Source organism: Lysobacter sp. (genome assembly GCA_013141175.1).
GTDB lineage: Bacteria > Pseudomonadota > Gammaproteobacteria > Xanthomonadales > Xanthomonadaceae > Lysobacter_I.
In genome coordinates this window covers 1,070,439-1,088,750 of sequence record JABFRN010000001.1, presented here as the reverse complement: position 1 = coordinate 1,088,750, position 18,312 = coordinate 1,070,439, and the positions used below count along the sequence as shown (strand labels likewise).

The following is an 18,312-nucleotide window of genomic DNA, read 5'->3' as shown; positions in this document are numbered from 1 at the left end:
ATGCGTGTCCGCCTGATGCTGTTGCTCCTGTGCGTGGGACTGTCGGGATGGGTGCCTTCGGCATTCGCGCTCGGCAACTGCAGCAGCGATGCCTACGTCCGCAGTTTCGACGCGCGCCTGAGCGGCGCCGGCTGCGTGCCGCTGGTGGAGACCACCGTCCACTGGGCCGGCGGGCGTCAGCCGCTGCGCATGGTGACGTCGGTGGAGTCCGCGGCCGAGCCGTCGCTCGTGCATCTGGTCGCGCCGATCCGCAGCCTCGCCGAGCGCGCAGGCCGCGCCATGGACGAGATGGGCGGCGTCGAAATCGCGCCCGTCACCATCTACCTCACATCGCTGCCGCCGCCGCCGGAATTGGGCGCGAGCCAGCCGACCGCAGCGCTCGCCAGGCCCTTTCCGGACGAATGCGAAGTCGTTTTCTACTGGTCGCCGGAGGGCGAGAGTTACGACTTCCTGATGTTCACGCTGGCGCACGAACTGTTCCACTGCATCAGCGCCAAATCGTTCCTGAGCGTGTACAACCACGAGTCCGCGATCTGGTGGGCGGAAGGCAGCGCAGAGTATTTCGCGCATCTGGCTTACCCGGGCACCTCGTTCTCGGATGGCGATATCGCCGAATTCGACGCGGGATCGCCGACCCAGCCGCTGTGGAGCTTCACCTATTCCAGCGTGCCGTTCTTTTTCTGGCTTGGACAGAACGAAGGGCCGAATGCGGTGTCGCGCTTCGTGCACGGCCTGGCCACCGGAGACGGTGCGGCAGCCGAGCACGCGGCGCTGCGCCGGATGATCGATCCCGGGCAGTGGAAACAGTTCGGCGAAGATTATCTCGACGGCAAGATCCGCCAGCCTGCAGGGCGCCTGATGGCGTCGACGCCGCAGCCCGGCGCTTTACGGCGCATCACCGGGCCGACGACGCATCGGGTCGCATCGCAGCCGTTCGTACTGCACCGCGAGCGACTGTCGTTCGCGCGCGGCAAGCTGTACACACTGCAACAGGACAATATCGATGCCGGGTTGTCGGTGGGTTTCTCGAACACGCCCGGGGTCTGGATCTCGCCGCCGGACAACGTGACCGCCTGTCGCGAGGACGTGCTGTACCGCGTGCTCGCCACCACCACCGAAGCCAACGGCGCGGCCACGTATCAGATCGCCCTGCCGCCCGGCATCGACAGCGAGGGCGCGTGCTGTCTGGTCGGCGAGTGGTCGCCCACGCAGGCCTCGCGCGAGGGCGAAATCGCGATACTCGCCGACGTCGGCGCAGGCCAGATCGCCGCAGCCGGCGGCAGCCTGTCCTGCGAGCCGCCCGAGGGCACCTGGTTGCTGTCGTTCTCCGGCGACGGCACCGGCAGCGTCGATTGGCAGGGCTTCACCAACCGCTGCATCACCCGGGCGCAGGGCGGCGAGATGGAAACCGCCTCCACGCGCAACGGCACGACCGGTTTCGAGTGGCGGACCACCGGTCCCGGCGGCGGCACCGCGCGTTATGTCGAGAACAGCGTCGAGATGACGATCAATATGAAACTGGGGCCGATGACCGTGCTCGACCGCACCGCGCCCGATGCAGGCCCGTCCGTCGAATCCAACGGCTTCGCCTACCAGTGCACGGCGGAGACGTTGAGCATCCAAGGCATCTATGGACTCAACTATCGCGCGGGGCGCTACACGCGGGTGAGCGAGCCGGCGCCGTAGCGTCGCGTCCCGTCCCGTCCCGTCATCGGCGGCTCCCGCCATGTTCGCGTGACCGGCCGTCGATCCGGATTGCGTTTGTATGGATGCTCGCGAGCCGGATCATGGACAGCGCCGCGCAGCGGCTTCGACAGGAACGCGTCGCGAACCAACCCAGCAGCAACGACAAGGAGACGGCAATGGGCGGTCTGGTCAACAAGAGCCTGGAAAACGGCGAGCAGGTGGTGCTGGCGAACTGGGACCAGTACGCGCCGAGCCAGCACGGCGCCGAACTTCGCGACAGGGCCTGGAATGCGGCGAACTCGCGGACGGGCCTCGCGTTCTACGAATCGACGGTCCAGTTCATGCGCAACGACTGGGCGGAAAAGAACATGTCGCCGCAGCACATCAAAGGCAGCACCGACAACGTGGCGCTGTATTACAGCAACGAGACCAACACCTGGCATACCGCCGATGCGCTGGATGTCGATCACATCACGCCTTGGAAAAAACACCTGCAGGCGCTCGATGTCGCCAACATGGCCGAGGCGCACATGGGCTACAACGACGTCGCCAACCTGCGTGCGCTGCCGTCTTTCTACAACCGCGCGCGCGACAGTGGCGAAAAGGTGCTGGAGCAGCACGGCAACGAATCGCCGCAGTGGCAGAAGTGGGTCAAGGACCGGATCGGATACGACCACACGGTCGATCACCCAGCGTTCGATCCGCAAACCGACAAGGCCAGACGCACGATCGCCACCACCGGCCAGCCTTGGACGCAGGACAACACCCGCTCGGATCTGTCGTTCGACACCCGGGTCAAGGACAAATGGTTCGAGCACCAGCTGCAGGAGAGTTTCGCCGGGACCGCCAAACTGCCGTGCGCGCCGAAAGGGTCGACGCAGGAGGTGCCGCTGTTCCGTTGCAGCGTCACCGGTCAGCTGGTCACCCGGGATGCGCTCGACATCGATCACCGTGTTCCGTTCGAGACCATCCTGAAGGATCTGCAGGAAAAGCATCCGCAGGGGCTGAGCAAGGCGCAGGTGCTCGACGCCTACAACGACACCGGCAATCTGCGCCTGGTGGGCCGCAGCGCCAACAGCTCGCACGAATGGGAGCTGGACAAGAACGGCCAGTTCCGCGACAAGGAAATTCCGGAGAAACCCGGCGAATTCAAGGGTTGGCTGGTGAAGGGCGCGGAACTCGAGCCCAGCATGAAAATGGAGATCCAGGACATCATGCAGGAACGCGGCGCGCTGCAGCGGCGCGGCGTCGAGCTGTATTGGGAGCACGATCAACGCCAGCAGCAGGGGTATGCCGGCCCGACGCTGTTGAGCGATCCCAAGCATGCGGACTACGGACACTTCAAGACGGCCATGGCGCATGTCGACATGCTCGATCCCAAGCGCGAGCATCTGCCGGAACAGTTCCAGCGCGACAATCTCGCATCGTCGATGGCCGTGACCGCGCGCAAGGAAGGGCTGGCGTCGATCGATCATGTGTTCAAAAGCCACGATGGACATGACCTGATCCTGGTGTCCGGCGATCCGAAATCCGACTCGCATCACCGGGCCTTGCAGCCGGTGACCGACGGCGTGCTCACGTCGATCGTCGAGAACACGAAGACGATGGCGCAGTTGCCCGTGCCCCAGCAGCCGATCCAGAACGCGCAGCAGCATACGCAGCAGTTCTGACGATGGACGGCGGCGATCGGGCCGTACCCCCCCCCGGCCCGGGCGCGCGCCAGTCGTCGCTGTGATTGCGGGCACAGCGCCTTGAACGCGCTTGTGCGATCCTGATCCCCGGTGAGGTGGCCGGGGGCGACACCGATCGACAATGACGTCGTCCGGAGGAATCGACATGCGCAAATCATCCGTTCCACTGTTCCTGCTGGCGTTGACGCTTCCGCCTTTCGCAGTCGAAGCGCGGACCTTCACGGTCGGCCCGGTCGGCCGCGATTACACCCAGCTGTATGCGCTCTTCGACGCCAACAACCTCGCGCCCGGCGATATCGTCGAAGTCGACGGCAGTGCGCTCTACGGCAGCGTGGTGGTCGGCGACGACGATGGCGGCGCACCCGGCAACCCGGTGATCATCCGCTGGCGTCGCGTGGCCGGCGCGACGCGCCCCGCCCTGCAGGGTGGCCTGCATACGATCAAGTTCCAACGGTCGAATCACGTGGTGTTCGAGGGTTTCGAAGTGCGCGGCGGCGGCAACACCTGCGTGTTCAGCGAAGCCCACGACGTGACCGTGCGCGATGCGGTGATCCACGCTTGCCCCGGGCACGGCATTCTCGGCGCCGATCTCAACTCGGGTTCGTTCACGCTCGAATACAGCGAGATCTACGACGCCGGTTCGGGCACCAGCAAACATCCGATCTACATGCAGTCCGATGAGATCGCCTATCCGGGATCGGTGTTCCGCATGCGTTTCAACTACATCCACAACGGCAACGGCGGCAATCTGCTCAAGAGCCGACACGAGCGCAGCGAAATCCATTCCAACTGGTTCGAGGGTTCCGCCTATCAGGAGATCGAACTGATCGGTCCGGATTGCGAAACCCAGGCCAGCGGCTGGACGCGCGCGACCAGGCGCGAAGACGCGGAGCTGGTGAACAACGTCATCGTCCACACCGCGACCACGTGGCCGCACGCGATCCGCCTCGGCGGCGATCTCAACGGCGCCAGCGATGGCCGCGTGCGCATGGTCGGCAACACCATCGTGTTCGACCGTCCCGGTGCGGCGACTGCGGTCTACGTGCAGCTCGGCTTGGGCAGCGTGGAGATGCACAACAACGCGATCTTCCAGACCGGCGGCGCGGCGCCTGCGATCCTGCGCGAGAACACCACCGCCGACATGCCGCTCTGCGCGCCGTTCGGCACCCAGCCGTGGAGCGGCGCGCGCAATGTGTTCGGCACCCGCAACTGGGTGCAGAGCACGGCCACGTTCGTGCCGCCGGAATGGACCGGTACCGTCACTGGCAGCGTGCCCGGGTTCCGCGATGCGGCGCAGCGCGACTTCCGTCCGCTGGCGACCAGCCCGCTGCGCAACGCCGGCATCAATCGCCCGCCGTCGCCGGCCGCGTTCCCGATGCCGTGGTCGCTGCCGGCCGTGCAATACGATCCTCCGCTGCGCGCGAAGCTCGCGATCGGCGACCAGCGCGCGCGCATTCCGCAGGGGTATTTCACCGTGGATATCGGTGCGCTGGAGGAATTCGGAATCGACGCGCTGATCGGCCCGTTCGAGTTGCCGGGGTCACCGCCGAAAGTGCGGCGGCGTTTTCCGGCGAAGACGGTCTCGCCCGCACAGACGGTACCGGACAAGTTCCGATCCATGCGCCTGCGCGAGCATTGAACCCATATCGCGACCGTGCAGGATGTGCGTGCCGTTAGAATAGGCCAACGCACATCGGGGCCGGGGCCGCGCACCATGCTGAAAACCTTGCGCAGTCTGTTCGGTGGCGCACCGGCATCCGACGCGTCGCCTGTCGCAAGGGTGACGACGGCGTTCGCGGATGTCGACATGGTCTGGTATGCCGACACCCGCATGCCGTTGCCGGTGTGGGAAGAGATCGCCAAAGCCGAGCGGCCCGGGTGGACGCCGGCCGAACACGACGCGTTCTGGACGGCTGCGGCCGGACGCTGGCTGCAGGCGATCGCTGCGGGCCTGTCGCCGTCGTATCGCATCCACGAATCCGAGGACTTCCTGCTGCTGTCGGAACTGGAAGATCGGCCGGCCGAAGTCTTCATGCAGTTCTGCCAGTCGGTGCGCCGTCGCATCGTGCGCAATCTGCGCGATATCGCGGTGCCGCGCAGCGGCGGCAAGCACGTGGTCATGGTCTTCGCCAGCGAGGATGAATACTACGATTACATCGCGCACTACTACCCGGACGATGGCGGCGAATACGCGATGTCCGCCGGCATGTTCATCCATGGCGGCTACGGCCATTTCGTGATGTTCGAGGGCGAGATGGAGCATATGCAGCCGGTGATCGCCCACGAGCTGACCCACTGCCTGTTGTCGCATCTGCCGATTCCGGCCTGGTTGAACGAGGGGCTTGCGGTCAATACCGAACAGGCGATCTTCCCGCATCTCGCCGACCCGCGGCGTTCGCTGTACTACCCGCACGAGATCAAGGCCAAGCACGCGGCATTCTGGAACGCCGGGACGATCCAGGAATTCTGGTCGGGCAAGTCCTTCCTGCGCAGCGACGACGGCAACATGCTGTCCTACGATCTGGCCAAGCGCATCACCGCCGTCGCCGCGCGCGGTGAAGAGGCGTTCCGTGCGTTCGTGCTGGATGCCGACGGTCGCGATGCGGGCATGTCCGCCGAGCATTGGCTGGGCTATCCCCTGGAGCATCTGATCATTCCGGTGCTGGGCGAGGGCGACTGGAGGCCAGCGCCCGCAGGCTGGCAGGAAGGCGTGGAGCGCGGGCAATTCTGAAACAGGAGCGCACCGTGCGCGGCCTGCGCGCTGGCTGCGCTCGAGCGTGCACCCGGTGGCGATGCAATGCGACCGAAGGTGCGCGATCATGGGCCACGCCCACCGCCCATCGAATGCGCATGGACAACCACAAGCGATCTTCATCGACGCCCCGTACCGATACCGTCAGTGCAGGCGATCGCGGCGCCAGAGGCATCGTGTTCTGGTTGGTTGCAGCGCTGATTCTGGTGGTGGCGGCCAGCCAGTTCGGGCCGCTCAAGCGTTATCTGACGGTTCCGCCGCTGTCCGCGCGCAAGCTTCCGGCCGCAGCGCCTGCCGACACGGCGACGCCATCGGCACCCGCGGGGCCGGCAGTGCCTGTCGTTGCCGAGCCGCTGCCTCCGCCCGCACCGCGGATCGCGTCGACGCCTGCCGCATCCGAGCAGATGCCGACACTGATGCTGAAGGAACCGCCGCCCGCGCAGGCGATCGCTTCGTCATTGCCCGAGGGCGAGGCCGGGCTGGTCGAGGCGATGCGCAAAGGCCTGCTGCGTCCCGCCTCGGGCAGCGACCTGTCGGTGTGGAAATCGCGATGGTCGCAGGCGAACAGCCGCAGCGTGCCGCGCACGTTCGACGAACGCACGCGGATGATGACGACGTATGTGATCCAGCGCGATCTCGATATTCCGGCCGGACTCAGCGGCGCGCATTCGGTCGTGTTCGTGCTGGAACGAGGCGTGCCGTATCCGCGCGGAGATGCCGGACATTCGGTCATCCTCGATCAGGCCACCGGCGCCTGCATGGGCGCGGTCTGCGGGATGCTGTTGAGCGAGGACTGAGGGCGTGGACACGACAACGGCAGGGCGAACCCTGCCGTCGTGTCGGGGTATTGCGATGCAACGGTGACGCGCAGCGATCAGAGTTTGGCGGCGGTCGGCAGATTGACCTTGTCGATCCCGTGGATCACGCCATTGCTCGAACCGATATCGCTCTCGGTGACGTGCGCGCCATCGATGCTGAACTTGCCTTCGAGCATCCTGATCGGCGCGGCCTGGCCGTTGACGGTCTTGGCGGCGTCCCACTTGCCCATGTCGGCCACGCTCTTGCGTCCGGCCAGCACGTGATATTTCAGGACCGATGCCAGTTCATCCTTGTTTTCCGGCTTCATCAGCGTGTCGAGCTTGCCGGCCGGCAGTTTCGCGAAGGCGGCGTCGGTCGGTGCGAACACGGTGAACGGGCCGACACCGCGAAGCGTTTCGCCCAGGCCGGCCTGTTCGACGGCTTTGGCGAACGTGCCGAACGAGCCCTTGGCGGCGGCGGTGTCGAGCAGGTTTTTGCTCTGCGCGTTGTCCGTGGCGACCGGGTTGGGCTTGGCCGCGCCGATCGGAGTGGCGGCCGGTGCGGCGTTGCCGGTATTCTGCGCGGCATTGCTCTGCGGGGTGGTCTGGGGAATGGTCGGTGTATTCATGATTTTTGTTCTCGATGAAGCGATCGGCGCAATTCGCAGCATGCGTTTCGCAGCGTGCGATTCGCGCGGATCGAAAGCGGCGTGGCCGCGATATCCGTCGTCGACGGAGAGTGATGCCCGGAGCGGAGAGTGGATGGAGGTGCGGCGCGTCCGAGGCGACGCTGCAGAAGTGCATCGCAGCGTCGTTGAACCATACGCGCTGCATTGTTAGCGCAACGTAACCTGGCGCAATCCGTACGCGGCACCATTCGCCTTCATGTTGAAGACGGTCGTTGGCGTCGATCGTGCACGATGTCGTCGTGGCATCATGCAATACGCGCGGGTCGAGCGGCGCCGCGCGACGGCATCATGGCAAGTGTGCGAACGATATCGATGTTCATCACCAAAGGAGAGAGTCATGTCTTATGTCCATGCCTATGCGGATCGAGAGCCGGCGCGCGCGGATGTCGACGCGATCGATGGCGCCGCCGTGCTCGAATTCGGCGCCCCGTGGTGCCCGCACTGCATCGCCGCGCAGCCGCTGTTGGAAGCGGCCCTGTCGGCACGCGACGACGTGCGGCATCTGAAGATCGAAGACGGTCCGGGCCGCCCGCTGGGGCGCAGTTTCAGGATCAAACTCTGGCCGACCGTGCTCGTGCTGCGCGATGGCGTCGAGTTGATGCGCGTGGTGAGACCGACGGCACGAGACGAGATCGAGCGCGCGTTGGCGGCGTTGTAATGCGGTGGCTTCGGTTGCGCGGCGGTTCGTGAAGGTTGTGTTCGATTCAGCATGCGTCGCGCGTCGCGCGTTCAGTTTGTCCCGCGAGAAGCCAGCGTTTGCGTACGTCGTTTCCCGCGCCTAGCGCGATCGCGCGGGTCAATGGTTAACGCCGCGTTGCGTTCATGTTCGCGACGTGGTTTCGATTCATGCCGGAATTCGCATGGTGTCGCTGCGGTCGGTGCGAGATGACCGGGCTGATCGCTCCTTCATGCAACTCCGGAGAATCACCAACATGACAAAACACATCGATCTTCGTTTGACGGGCCTGTTGGCCCTGTCCGCCGCGCTTGCGGCGCCCATGTCCTTCGCCCAAACCGCCACGCCCACCGACGCCGCCGCGCAGGATGCCGTGCAGTCCACTGCAAGCCAGCCTGCGAGCCCGGCGCCGCAGAGCGACGCGGCACCGGCCAAGAAGACCTGGGCCGAACTCGACACCGACAAGGACGGCAATCTGACCAAGACCGAGGCCGCGACCATTCCGTCGCTGCAGGCGGTGTTCGATCAGGCCGACGCCAACGCCGACGGCGCGCTCAGCGGTGCGGAATACAAGACCTATCTGGCGATGAACAGCCAGAGCCAGGATCCCCGCACGTCCGGCAAACCGAAGAAGTAATCGCGACAGACAACGAAGGGCGGACGAAGCGCGTACCGCCCGCGCGACAGGGAATGTCGCGTACGAGTGTCCCGCCGCTGCGGGATCGGCCGATGCGCGGATGCCAGGGAAGGCGTTCGCGTACGTGCCCGGGTCGGAGGTGAAGCGCCGGATCGTGCGCGCTAGACGGATGCGCCAGCGAAGCCCTGCTGTCGCCAGGCTTCGAACACCACCACCGCCACCGCATTCGACAGATTGAGGCTGCGATTGTCGGGCCGCATCGGCAGCCGCAGCCGCTGGCCGTCGGGAATCGTCGTCAACACCGCGTCGGGCAAACCGCGCGTTTCCGGTCCGAACAAGAACGTATCGCCGGGCGCGAACGCGACCTGGTCGTAGCGCGTCGAATTGCGCGTGCTCAGCGCGAACAGCCGTGCGGGCGATATCGCGGCCAGCGCATCGTCCAGCGAGTCGTGCACGCGAAGCGTCGCGTACTCGTGATAATCCAGGCCGGCGCGACGCAACTGCGCGTCTTCCAGCGTGAACCCGAGCGGACGGATCAGATGCAGCCGCGCGCCGGTGTTCGCGCACAGGCGGATGATGTTGCCGGTGTTCGGCGGGATTTCGGGTTCGTGGAGAATGACGTCGAACATCTGCATGCGCTGCTGTTGATGGTTCACCAGGGCAAGGCTTCGCCGCGCCAATCCAGAAAACGGCCGCTGTCGGCCAGCGACAGACCGCCGATCACCCGCAGCAGGCCGGCGACCGATTCATCCGTCGCGATCTGCGCCCCATCGCCGCCCATGTCGGTCTGCACCCAGCCCGGATGCAGGGCGACCACCTTGATGCCGCGCTCGCGCAACGCATGCGCGAGCAGGACGGTCGCCATGTTCTGCGCGGCCTTGCTGATGTTGTAGCTGGGCGTGCCGAAGCGGCTGGTGTTGGCGATGGAGCCCAATTGCGAAGACACATTGGCGACGCAGCCGCCGTCGGCGAGTGTCGCCGCCAGCGCTTCGGCCAGCAGCAGCGGGCCGGCGGCGTTGGTCCGGAAACTGTCTTCCAGATGCGCGGCCGACAGCGTGCCGAAGCGTTCGCCGGAGTGCAGCACGCCGGCATTGTTGATCAGCAGGTCGATGACCGGTTTTTCGCCCTCATGGCCGCAGACCAGCGGCAGCTCGCGGACCAGTTCGGCGCGGGATCTGGCGTCGGCCACGTCCAGCGGCAGGACGTGCAGGCGACCGGGGTATTCGCCTGCCAATGTGTTCAGGGCGGTGGCCTTGCCGGGATGGCGGCAGGTGGCGATCACCCGGTCGCCGCGCGCCAGCAGATGGCGGACGAAAGCCAGACCGATTCCGCGGTTGGCGCCGGTCACGAGGCAATGCAGTGGCATGGGAGGGCTCCGTGCGATGGTGGGCGGCGGCCGGGACTTGTGGCCTAGTGTCATGTTTGGGCGGGCTCGCTAGCATGCAATGCTGGCCCAGCGCTGTCCAAACCGGCGTGTCACCGCAGCCCGGCCCGCCCATTCCCATGTCCCAGGAGCTTCGCATGCCCATCGCCCGTCCGCGCCCGTCCGCGCTCAAACACGGTCTTCTCGCGCTGGCGCTGACCACCGCGCTCGGCGGCAGCCTGTCGCTGGTCCCGCTCGAGGCGCAGGCCAGGACGACGCGCAGCGCCGAGGTCGATATTCCCTATCAGCAGTTCACCCTGCCCAACGGTCTGCGCGTGATCGTGCACACCGACCGCAAGGCGCCGATCGTGGCGGTGAACATCTGGTACCACGTCGGCAGCAAGGACGAGCCTGCGGGCCGCAGCGGCTTCGCGCATCTGTTCGAGCATCTGATGTTCAACGGCTCGGAGAATCATCCGGGCGAATTCTTCGAACCCTTCGAGCTGGCCGGCGCCACCGACCAGAACGGCACCACCAATTCGGACCGCACCAATTACTTCGAGAACGTGCCGACCACCGCGCTGGACATGGCGCTGTGGATGGAGTCCGACCGCATGGGCCATCTGCTCGGCGCGATCGACCAGGCGACGCTCGACGAACAGCGCGGCGTGGTCCAGAACGAGAAGCGCCAGGGCGAGAACCAGCCTTACGGCCAGGTGTTCGATCTGCTCGGCAAGGCGATGTACCCGGAAACCCACCCCTACCACCACAGCACCATCGGCTCGATGGCGGATCTCAATGCCGCGTCGCTGGACGATGTGAAGAACTGGTTCCGCACCTGGTACGGCCCGAACAATGCGGTGCTGGTGCTGGCCGGCGACATCGACCTGGCCACCGCCAAGGAAAAAGTCGCCAGGTATTTCGGCGATATCCCCGCCAGTCCGACCATGGCGCAACCGAAGGTCGATGTCTCGCCGCTGGCGACGGACTCCCGGTCCACCCTCACCGACAAGGTCCCGCAGGCCCGCGTCTACCGCGTCTGGAATACCGCGCAGTCCGGGAGCGTCGACGCCGACCGTCTGCAACTGTTGTCGCAGGTGCTCGGCGGCAGCCGCTCGTCGCGCCTGGACCAGCGCCTGCTGCACACCGACAAGTCGGTGGACAGCGTCAGCGCATCGGTCTTCACTTCGCAGCTCAGCTCGAATTTCTTCATCAGCGCGACCGTGAAGCAGGGCGTCGACCCGGCCAAGGTCGAAGCCGCGATCGATGAGGAATTGAAGACACTGCTGCGCGATGGCCCGACCCAGGTCGAACTCGACCAGGCGCGCACCGTGATCAAGGCCGGCTTCACCCGTGGCGTCGAACGCATCGGCGGGTTCGGCGGCAAGGCCGATGTCCTGGCCGAATGCGCGGTCTACACCGGCAATCCCGGCTGCTTCCGCGACAGTCTGCGCACCATCAACACCGCCACCGTCGGCCAGGTCAAGGCTGCCGGCGTCCAGTGGCTGGGTGCGGGCAAGGGTAGTCACACCCTGGTGGCGATGCCGGGCGAGCGCAAGCCGCTGCCCGAAGACGCGGCGGTCACGCCCACCGCGCTGACCCTGCCGGCGGTCGATCCCAAGTACAGGACCAACGCCAGCGATGTCGACCGCAGCGCCGGTGTGCCGGTGCCGAGCCAGTTCCCGGAACTGAAATTCCCGTCGTTGCAGCGCGCCACCCTGAAGAACGGCACCAGGATCATCCTCGCCGAACGCAAAGGCGTGCCGGTGGTGCAGATGAGCTATCTGTTCGGCGGCGGTTTCGTCGCCGACCAGGGCGGCAAACTCGGTACGTCGAGTTTCGCCATGGGCATGCTCGACGAAGGCGCCGGCGACTACGACGCCATCGCGTTCGGCAATCGCGCCGAATCGCTGGGCGCCAATCTCAGCGCGGGCGCCAATCTCGACGGCGCCAGCGCCGGTCTGTCGGCGCTGAAGCAGTATCTCGATCCGTCGGTGGCGCTGTTCGCCGACATGCTGCGCCGCCCGCGCTTCGACCAGAACGAAGTCGATCGCGTGAAGGCGAGTTGGATCGCCGGCATCGCCCAGGAAAAAGCCCGCCCGAACGGCGCGGCCCTGCGCGTGCTGCCGCCGCTGCTGTACGGCGAAGGCCATCCGTATGCGATCCCGTTCAGCGGGACCGGCACCGAAGCGTCGATCGGCTCGCTCACCCGCGACGATCTGCTCGCCTACCACGCCCGCTGGGTGCGTCCCGAAGAGGCGACCCTGCTCGTGGTCGGCGACACCACCCTGAAAGAGATCGTGCCGGTGCTGGAAAAGCACCTCGGCGACTGGAAGAGCGAAGGCGCGGTCCGCAGCAACGGCGCGATTCCCGAAGTCGCGACCCCGCGCAAGCCGCGCGTGTATCTGATCGACCAGCCGGGGGCGGTGCAGGCCAATCTCTACGTCGGCCAACTCGTGCCATCGACCCGCGATCCGGGTGCGGTGAAGTTCGATATCGCCAACGCGGTGCTCGGCGGCGAGTTCTCCTCGCGCCTGAACATGAATCTGCGCGAGGACAAGCACTGGGCCTATGGTTCCTACAGCTCCGTCACCGGCGCACAGGGCCAGCGGCCGTGGATGGCGTTCGCGGCGGTGCAGATCGACAAGACCGCCGAATCGCTGAAGGAAATGCAGCGCGAGATTACCGAATACGCCAGCGGCAAGGCGCCGCCGAAGCCGGAGGAAGTCGCCAAGATCCAGTCCACCGAGATCCGTGGCTTGCCAGGTTCGTACGAAACCGCAGGCGCCGTGCTCGGCACCCTCGGTGGCATCGTCCGCTACGGCCGTCCCGACGATTACGTCTTCCGGCGCAAGGCCGAGATCGAAGGCCTCACGCCGGAGCAGGTGAAGGCCGCTGCCGCGACCGTCGCTCCGGACGCGCTGACCTGGGTGGTGGTCGGTGATCTGAAGCAGATCGAGAAGCCGGTGCGCGCGCTGAAGATCGGCGAGGTTTTCGTCGTCGATGCCGATGGCAAACCCGTGAAGAAATGATCCGGAGCGGAACAGTATCTGCTTGAGCTCCGTCATTCCCGCGAACGCTGGAATCGAGTGACTTCAAGCCTCTGCGACGAGGCAAAGACACTGGATCCCCGCGTTCGCGGGGATGACGAAAATCGGGTTGCGGCGCTTGAGGCAGTGCCTTTCGGTCCTGAGCGGTTGGCGCATGCGCTGTTGAAGCATGCATTGTTGGGACATGCATTGTTGAAGCATGCAGTCGATGCCCGCCAAGATGGCGGGCATCGTTTTTCCGGAGTACCGAACCATGTCCTCGCTCACCCGATCTTCGCGCATCCTCGCCATCGCGGTCCTGACCGCCTGCACCACCGCCTGCACCTGGGTCCACATGGCGCCAGGCGCCTCGGCGGTGAAGGTCGTGGCGCAAGCGCCGTCCGGCTGCGAGAAGCGCGGCGAAATCGAAGTGTCGGTGAAGGACAGCGTCGTCTTCTACGAACGCAACCATCTCAAGGTGCGCGAAGAACTGGAAACGCTGGCGCGCAACGAAGCACCGGGCCTCGGCGCCGACACCGTGCAGCCGGTCGAGCCGCCCGAATCCGGCGCGCAGCGCTTCGTCGCCTGGCGCTGCATGCGCTAGCAGCGACGCAGGGAACGCGGCGACTCAGCGCGCCGGACAGTCCTGCCGCAGCGTGGTCTGCCCCATGTGCACGGTACCGTCCGCGCTCGGCAAGCGGAACTGCAGTCCCAAACAGGCCGCTTCGAGTTTGTTCCACTCGCTCAATTCGCCCGTATGCGCCCATTTGCGCGCGATCCGCAGGCTGTAGCAGCCGGCAGCGTCGGTGTCGGTGGGCTCCCAATCGACTTCCTGGCTCCCCAGGATGTTCATCTCGAACACCGCGCCCAGCGGCGAACACACCCGGAAATGTTCGGCGGTCAGGCCTTTCACCGGGGCGCCGGTCTCGGAATGGGACACGGAGGCGAACAACAGCAGCACGAAGCTGTCGTCGTGGATGGACTTGGATTCCTGCGATACCGCGTCGACGATCAGCCGTGCCATCGGATGTCTTTCCTGGGGGTGGGGGATGCGGTGCGGCTCCACAGACTGGGGGCCGCCATCCCCATAGTGTGGCCGCAGGCGGAATCGGTGCCATGGGCCGAACGGCACACAGCGGGGTTCGCGGGCGGTCGCCGGGGGCCTCCGGAAGGCCCGGCGCGGCGGTTTCGGGGCTCCGGGGAGCCGGAAATGGGGCCTTTGGGCCGGTTTGGCATGCGCTGGGGCCCCGAAGCCGGTAACCTATACGGTTCCTGTCTGTTTTACGGCTGAACACCTCATGCTGTTTCAACACGTCGCGATTGCCGGCTTGGCGCACATCGATGCCCCGCGCCAACTGACCTCCGCCGAGATCAACGCCCGGCTCAAGCCGACCCTCGACCGTCTGGGGATCAAGTCCAACGTCCTCGAAGATATCGCCGGCATCCGCTCGCGCCGTCTCTGGGACGATGGTGTCGAAGCCTCCGATGCCGCCACCCTGGCCGGCGTGAAGGCGCTGGCCGATGCCGGCATCGACCCCTCGCGGATCGGCCTGCTGGTCAACACCTCGGTCAGCCGCGACTATCTGGAGCCGTCCACCGCCAGCATCGTCTGCGGCAACCTCGGCCTCTCCGACACCTGCCAGAACTTCGACGTCGCCAACGCCTGCCTCGCGTTCCTCAACGGCATGGACATCGCCAGCCGCATGATCGAGCGCGGCGAAATCGACTACGCGCTGATCGTCGATGGCGAAACCGCCAATCTCGCCTACGAAAAAACCCTGACGCGCATGGCCAGTCCGGACATGACCGAAGAAGAGTTCCGCAACGAAATGGCCACGCTCACCCTGGGCTGCGGCGCCGCCGGCATGGTTCTCGCCCGCGCCGAACTGGCTCCGGGCGCACCGCGCTACCGCGGCGGCGTCAGCCGCGCCGCCACGCAGTGGAATACCCTGTGCCGCGGCAACCTCGACCGCATGGTCACCGACACCAAGATGCTGCTGATCGAAGGCATGAAGCTGGCGTCCAAGACCTTCGCCGCCGCCAAGCTGGCGCTGGGCTGGGCAGTGGACGAAGTCGACGAATTCGTCATCCACCAGGTCAGCAAGGTCCACACCCAGGCCATGGTCGAAGCCTTCGGCATCGACCCGAAAAAGGTCCTGACCATCTTCGGCGAACACGGCAACATCGGACCGGCCTCGGTGCCGATCGTCCTCAGCAAGCTGCGCGAGATGGGCCGACTGAAGAAAGGCGACCGCGTCGCCCTGCTGGGGATCGGCTCGGGCCTCAACTGCTCGATGGCGGAAGTGGTCTGGTAATCCGGATCGGCACATCCATCCGAGGGCCGGTCTGTCCGGCCCTTTTCATATGCGAATCGCGATGACGAACTACCCCGACTACCCCTTCACCCCCAAACGCCTCGAAGTGCGGCCCGGCATTTCGATGTCGTATCTGGACGAAGGCCCGCGCGACGGCGAGATCGTGCTGATGCTGCACGGCAATCCGTCGTGGAGTTACTACTGGCGGCATCTGGTGCTGGGGCTGCGCGACCCCGCCCAGGGCAAAGCGTACCGCTGCATCGTGCCGGACCACATCGGCATGGGGTTGTCGGACAAGCCGTCGGACAAGGACTACACCTACACCCTGCAGTCGCGCGTCGACGATCTCACCCGGCTGCTCGATTCGCTGGGTATCGATGGCCCGTTGACGATGGCGGTACACGATTGGGGCGGCATGATCGGTTTCGGCTGGGCGCTGGCCCACGAGGCGCAGGTGCGCCGGCTGCTGATCACCAACACCGCCGCGTTCCCGCTGCCGGCGGCGAAACCGCTGCCGTGGCAGCTGAAGCTCGGCCGCGACATGAAGCTGGGCGCGCTGATGATCCGCGGTTTCAATGCGTTCTCGGCCGGCGCCGCGCGCGACGGCGTGATCCGGAAGATGCCGGCCGACGTGCGTCGCGCCTACGAGGCGCCCTACGATTCCTGGGCCAACCGCATCTCCACCCTGCGCTTCGTGCAGGACATTCCGCTGAGCGAGGGCGATCCGGCGTGGACGCTGGTGAATGCCTCCGCGAAGCGCCTGCACGCCTATGCCAACCGCCCGGCGTTCATCGGCTGGGGGTTGCGCGATTTCGTCTTCGATCACCACTTCCTCGAAGGTTTCCAACGCGCATTGCCGGAGGCCGAAGCGCATGCGTTCGAGGACGCCGGCCACTACGTGATGGAGGACAAGCACGAGGTGCTGGTACCGGCGATGCGCAGGTTCCTGGACACGCATCCGGTTTGAGGCGTGGTGTCCGGGCGAGTTGACCCGGATCAACTCGATGGACCTGTCGACTGTCTAAGCTGCGGCCTTCGCACAACCCGCGAGGGCGGCATGTCCCGTTTCGATATCGTGGTGGTCGGCGCCGGCCCTGCCGGCCTGGGTTTCGCCCGCTCGCTCGCCGGCAGCGGCCTGAAGGTGGCGCTGGTCGAACGCCAGCCGCGCGCGGCGCTGGCCGATCCCGTCGACGACGGTCGCGAGATCGCGCTGACCCATCGTTCGCAGCGGCTGATGCGTGAACTCGGCCTGTGGCAGCGCCTCGCCGACGACGAGGTCGCGACGCTGCGCGATGCGCTGGTGCTGGATGGCGGCGACACCGACGGCCTGCGCTTCCGGCACGAGGACAGCGGCCAGCCGCAGCTCGGTTGGCTGGTGCCGAATCGCGCGATCCGCCGCGTCGCCTTCGAAGCGATGGAAGCGGCGGGCGAGGCGACCCTGATCGACGGCGTGCGCGTGATCGGCGTGCATGCCGATGCCGACGGCGCCGAAGTGCGGCTGGACAACGGCGAGTGCCTGCAGGCGGATCTGATCGTCGCGGCCGACAGCCGCTTCTCGGAAACGCGACGCGCGGTGGGCATTCCCGCGACGATGCGCGATTTCGGCAAGACCATGCTGGTGTGCCGCGTGCAGCACGCGCGCGAACATGCGCAGACCGCGTGGGAATGGTTCGACTACGGACAGACGCTCGCGCTGCTGCCGCTGCACGACGCGCACACCTCGTCGGTGGTGCTGACCCTGCCGCATCAGGAGGCATTGACCGTGCAGGCGATGGATGCGGACGCGTTCGGCGCGGACATGAGCCGACGCTTCCAGCAGCGGCTGGGTGCGATGACCTTCATCGGTCCGTGCTGCGCCTATCCGCTGGTCGGCGTGTATCCGCAGCGCTTCGTGTCCGAACGCTTCGCGACCATCGGCGACGCCGCCGTCGGCATGCATCCGGTGACCGCGCACGGGTTCAATTTCGGATTGCTCGGGCAGGACGCGCTGGCGCGCGCGATCCGCGAAGCGCACGCGGCCGGACGACCGTTCTGGCGCCGCAGCCTGCTCGAACGCTACGAACGCGACCACCGCCATGCGACGCGACCGCTGTATCTGGCGACCCAGCTGGTCGCCGGTCTGTACACCGACGATTCGGCGCCGGCGAAATTCGTCCGCCGCAAAGCGCTGCGGATCGCGCAGCGGATCGGCCCGTTCCGGCGCATGGTGATGGCCGGATTGACCGACGACGGCCGGCGCGGGCCGCCGCCGTTGCGCAAGTTCGTCGAACGATTGCGGCCGATGCCGCGTTAAGGCCCGAGCGCGCGTTCGACGTCTTCGCGCGTCAACACCGCAAGACCGTAGGCGATGCGCGCCTGATCGCACTGCGGATTCGGCGTGCCGTCTTCCCACGACATCCGCAGCTCGCGGCAGGCGCCGGGGCGCGCGTCGTAGATCGAACAGGACACGGATGCGCCGACCGTGCCCTGCAGCGCGATGCAATGCGGCTGCTCGGCCCAGGTGCCGCGCATGCAGCGCTGGTGCGGGCCGAAGGTTTCGGTGAGCGCGACCGGCACCTGCCCGCCGAGATCGGGTTCGGCCTCGGACCAGTGCAGGCTGACGCGGTAGTGGGCGCAGCAGGCGCCGCAGGACAGACAGGGATGTTGCATATGCGATCTTAGAGCGGAATTGCCCGAG

At 66.2% G+C, this 18,312-nt stretch carries 17 protein-coding genes; 12 read left to right on the top strand and 5 right to left on the bottom strand.

The genetic code is table 11. The features are described from left to right. From HOP03_05025 to HOP03_05005, 5 genes are all read left to right on the top strand, one after another. Window positions 1-1,686 carry a hypothetical protein gene (locus HOP03_05025; GenBank protein NOT87526.1) on the top strand — a complete coding sequence of 562 codons (1,686 nt, stop codon included), beginning with the start codon at window positions 1-3 and terminating at the stop codon, window positions 1,684-1,686. Between the two features lie 101 nt (window positions 1,687-1,787). Next, entirely contained in the window at window positions 1,788-3,356 is a 1,569-nt protein-coding gene (locus HOP03_05020) for a hypothetical protein (GenBank protein NOT87525.1), read from the top strand. Between the two features lie 166 nt (window positions 3,357-3,522). After that, window positions 3,523-5,016 carry a right-handed parallel beta-helix repeat-containing protein gene (locus HOP03_05015; protein NOT87524.1) on the top strand — a complete coding sequence of 498 codons (1,494 nt, stop codon included), beginning with the start codon at window positions 3,523-3,525 and terminating at the stop codon, window positions 5,014-5,016. Between the two features lie 75 nt (window positions 5,017-5,091). Then, window positions 5,092-6,108 (top strand): hypothetical protein, encoded by a 1,017-nt coding sequence (locus tag HOP03_05010; protein NOT87523.1) that lies wholly within the window; start codon window positions 5,092-5,094, stop codon window positions 6,106-6,108. Window positions 6,109-6,227: 119 nt separating this feature from the next. Beyond that, window positions 6,228-6,926 carry a hypothetical protein gene (locus HOP03_05005; protein NOT87522.1) on the top strand — a complete coding sequence of 233 codons (699 nt, stop codon included), beginning with the start codon at window positions 6,228-6,230 and terminating at the stop codon, window positions 6,924-6,926. A gap of 77 nt (window positions 6,927-7,003) precedes the next feature. Here HOP03_05005 and HOP03_05000 read toward each other — a convergent pair whose 3' ends face one another. After that, window positions 7,004-7,555 (bottom strand): fasciclin domain-containing protein, encoded by a 552-nt coding sequence (locus tag HOP03_05000; GenBank protein ID NOT87521.1) that lies wholly within the window; start codon window positions 7,553-7,555, stop codon window positions 7,004-7,006. Window positions 7,556-7,952: 397 nt separating this feature from the next. Between HOP03_05000 and HOP03_04995 the strand changes: the two genes are divergently transcribed. Beyond that, on the top strand, window positions 7,953-8,273 hold the full coding sequence (locus HOP03_04995; protein NOT87520.1) for a thioredoxin family protein: 321 nt from the start codon (window positions 7,953-7,955) through the stop codon (window positions 8,271-8,273). A 274-nt stretch (window positions 8,274-8,547) separates the two neighbouring features. After that, window positions 8,548-8,928 (top strand): EF-hand domain-containing protein, encoded by a 381-nt coding sequence (locus tag HOP03_04990; GenBank protein ID NOT87519.1) that lies wholly within the window; start codon window positions 8,548-8,550, stop codon window positions 8,926-8,928. Window positions 8,929-9,089: 161 nt separating this feature from the next. Here the strand turns inward: HOP03_04990 and HOP03_04985 are convergent, their stop codons facing one another. Together HOP03_04985 and HOP03_04980 are read right to left on the bottom strand one after the other, a co-directional pair. Beyond that, window positions 9,090-9,563 carry a tRNA (cytidine(34)-2'-O)-methyltransferase gene (locus HOP03_04985; GenBank protein ID NOT87518.1) on the bottom strand — a complete coding sequence of 158 codons (474 nt, stop codon included), beginning with the start codon at window positions 9,561-9,563 and terminating at the stop codon, window positions 9,090-9,092. Between the two features lie 17 nt (window positions 9,564-9,580). Continuing rightward, complete coding sequence (locus HOP03_04980; protein ID NOT87517.1) at window positions 9,581-10,294, bottom strand: SDR family oxidoreductase; 714 nt, start codon at window positions 10,292-10,294, stop codon at window positions 9,581-9,583. A gap of 155 nt (window positions 10,295-10,449) precedes the next feature. Between HOP03_04980 and HOP03_04975 the strand changes: the two genes are divergently transcribed. Both HOP03_04975 and HOP03_04970 read left to right on the top strand, forming a co-directional pair. Next, on the top strand, window positions 10,450-13,323 hold the full coding sequence (locus tag HOP03_04975; GenBank protein ID NOT87516.1) for an insulinase family protein: 2,874 nt from the start codon (window positions 10,450-10,452) through the stop codon (window positions 13,321-13,323). Window positions 13,324-13,594: 271 nt separating this feature from the next. Then, on the top strand, window positions 13,595-13,924 hold the full coding sequence (locus tag HOP03_04970; GenBank protein NOT87515.1) for a DUF4156 domain-containing protein: 330 nt from the start codon (window positions 13,595-13,597) through the stop codon (window positions 13,922-13,924). 24 nt (window positions 13,925-13,948) lie between these two features. Here HOP03_04970 and HOP03_04965 read toward each other — a convergent pair whose 3' ends face one another. After that, a complete protein-coding gene (locus HOP03_04965; protein ID NOT87514.1) occupies window positions 13,949-14,344 on the bottom strand; it encodes a hypothetical protein in 396 nt (131 codons plus the stop codon). 274 nt (window positions 14,345-14,618) lie between these two features. Here HOP03_04965 and HOP03_04960 point away from each other — a divergent pair, with 274 nt between their 5' ends. The 3 genes from HOP03_04960 to ubiM all read left to right on the top strand — a co-directional run bounded on the left by HOP03_04960 (window position 14,619) and on the right by ubiM (window position 17,928). Then, complete coding sequence (locus HOP03_04960; protein ID NOT87513.1) at window positions 14,619-15,635, top strand: 3-oxoacyl-ACP synthase III; 1,017 nt, start codon at window positions 14,619-14,621, stop codon at window positions 15,633-15,635. 61 nt (window positions 15,636-15,696) lie between these two features. Then, window positions 15,697-16,602: an alpha/beta fold hydrolase gene (locus tag HOP03_04955; protein NOT87512.1), complete on the top strand. Its 906-nt coding sequence runs from the start codon at window positions 15,697-15,699 to the stop codon at window positions 16,600-16,602. A 90-nt stretch (window positions 16,603-16,692) separates the two neighbouring features. Beyond that, the gene (gene ubiM / locus HOP03_04950) at window positions 16,693-17,928 is read left to right on the top strand and encodes a 5-demethoxyubiquinol-8 5-hydroxylase UbiM (protein NOT87511.1); all 1,236 of its coding nucleotides are present in this window, start codon (window positions 16,693-16,695) and stop codon (window positions 17,926-17,928) included. Here ubiM and HOP03_04945 read toward each other — a convergent pair. Next, window positions 17,925-18,284, bottom strand: a complete 360-nt coding sequence (locus HOP03_04945) for a YkgJ family cysteine cluster protein (protein NOT87510.1) — start codon at window positions 18,282-18,284, stop codon at window positions 17,925-17,927. The two genes, ubiM and HOP03_04945, sit on opposite strands and share 4 nt — an antisense overlap. Window positions 18,285-18,312: the final 28 nt, after the last annotated feature.

What these genes read in the sequence shown, in the direction of transcription:
- HOP03_04980 (NOT87517.1), bottom strand. Translation starts at nt 10,294, where the DNA reads ATGCCACTGCATTGCCTCGTGACCGGCGCCAACCGCGGAATCGGTCTG.
- HOP03_04970 (NOT87515.1), top strand. Translation starts at nt 13,595, where the DNA reads ATGTCCTCGCTCACCCGATCTTCGCGCATCCTCGCCATCGCGGTCCTG.
- ubiM (NOT87511.1), top strand. Translation starts at nt 16,693, where the DNA reads ATGTCCCGTTTCGATATCGTGGTGGTCGGCGCCGGCCCTGCCGGCCTG.
- HOP03_05000 (NOT87521.1), bottom strand. Translation starts at nt 7,555, where the DNA reads ATGAATACACCGACCATTCCCCAGACCACCCCGCAGAGCAATGCCGCG.
- HOP03_05025 (NOT87526.1), top strand. Translation starts at nt 1, where the DNA reads ATGCGTGTCCGCCTGATGCTGTTGCTCCTGTGCGTGGGACTGTCGGGA.
- HOP03_04975 (NOT87516.1), top strand. Translation starts at nt 10,450, where the DNA reads ATGCCCATCGCCCGTCCGCGCCCGTCCGCGCTCAAACACGGTCTTCTC.
- HOP03_05015 (NOT87524.1), top strand. Translation starts at nt 3,523, where the DNA reads ATGCGCAAATCATCCGTTCCACTGTTCCTGCTGGCGTTGACGCTTCCG.
- HOP03_04965 (NOT87514.1), bottom strand. Translation starts at nt 14,344, where the DNA reads ATGGCACGGCTGATCGTCGACGCGGTATCGCAGGAATCCAAGTCCATC.
- HOP03_05005 (NOT87522.1), top strand. Translation starts at nt 6,228, where the DNA reads ATGGACAACCACAAGCGATCTTCATCGACGCCCCGTACCGATACCGTC.
- HOP03_04990 (NOT87519.1), top strand. Translation starts at nt 8,548, where the DNA reads ATGACAAAACACATCGATCTTCGTTTGACGGGCCTGTTGGCCCTGTCC.
- HOP03_04945 (NOT87510.1), bottom strand. Translation starts at nt 18,284, where the DNA reads ATGCAACATCCCTGTCTGTCCTGCGGCGCCTGCTGCGCCCACTACCGC.
- HOP03_04985 (NOT87518.1), bottom strand. Translation starts at nt 9,563, where the DNA reads ATGCAGATGTTCGACGTCATTCTCCACGAACCCGAAATCCCGCCGAAC.
- HOP03_05020 (NOT87525.1), top strand. Translation starts at nt 1,788, where the DNA reads ATGGACAGCGCCGCGCAGCGGCTTCGACAGGAACGCGTCGCGAACCAA.
- HOP03_05010 (NOT87523.1), top strand. Translation starts at nt 5,092, where the DNA reads ATGCTGAAAACCTTGCGCAGTCTGTTCGGTGGCGCACCGGCATCCGAC.
- HOP03_04960 (NOT87513.1), top strand. Translation starts at nt 14,619, where the DNA reads ATGCTGTTTCAACACGTCGCGATTGCCGGCTTGGCGCACATCGATGCC.
- HOP03_04955 (NOT87512.1), top strand. Translation starts at nt 15,697, where the DNA reads ATGACGAACTACCCCGACTACCCCTTCACCCCCAAACGCCTCGAAGTG.
- HOP03_04995 (NOT87520.1), top strand. Translation starts at nt 7,953, where the DNA reads ATGTCTTATGTCCATGCCTATGCGGATCGAGAGCCGGCGCGCGCGGAT.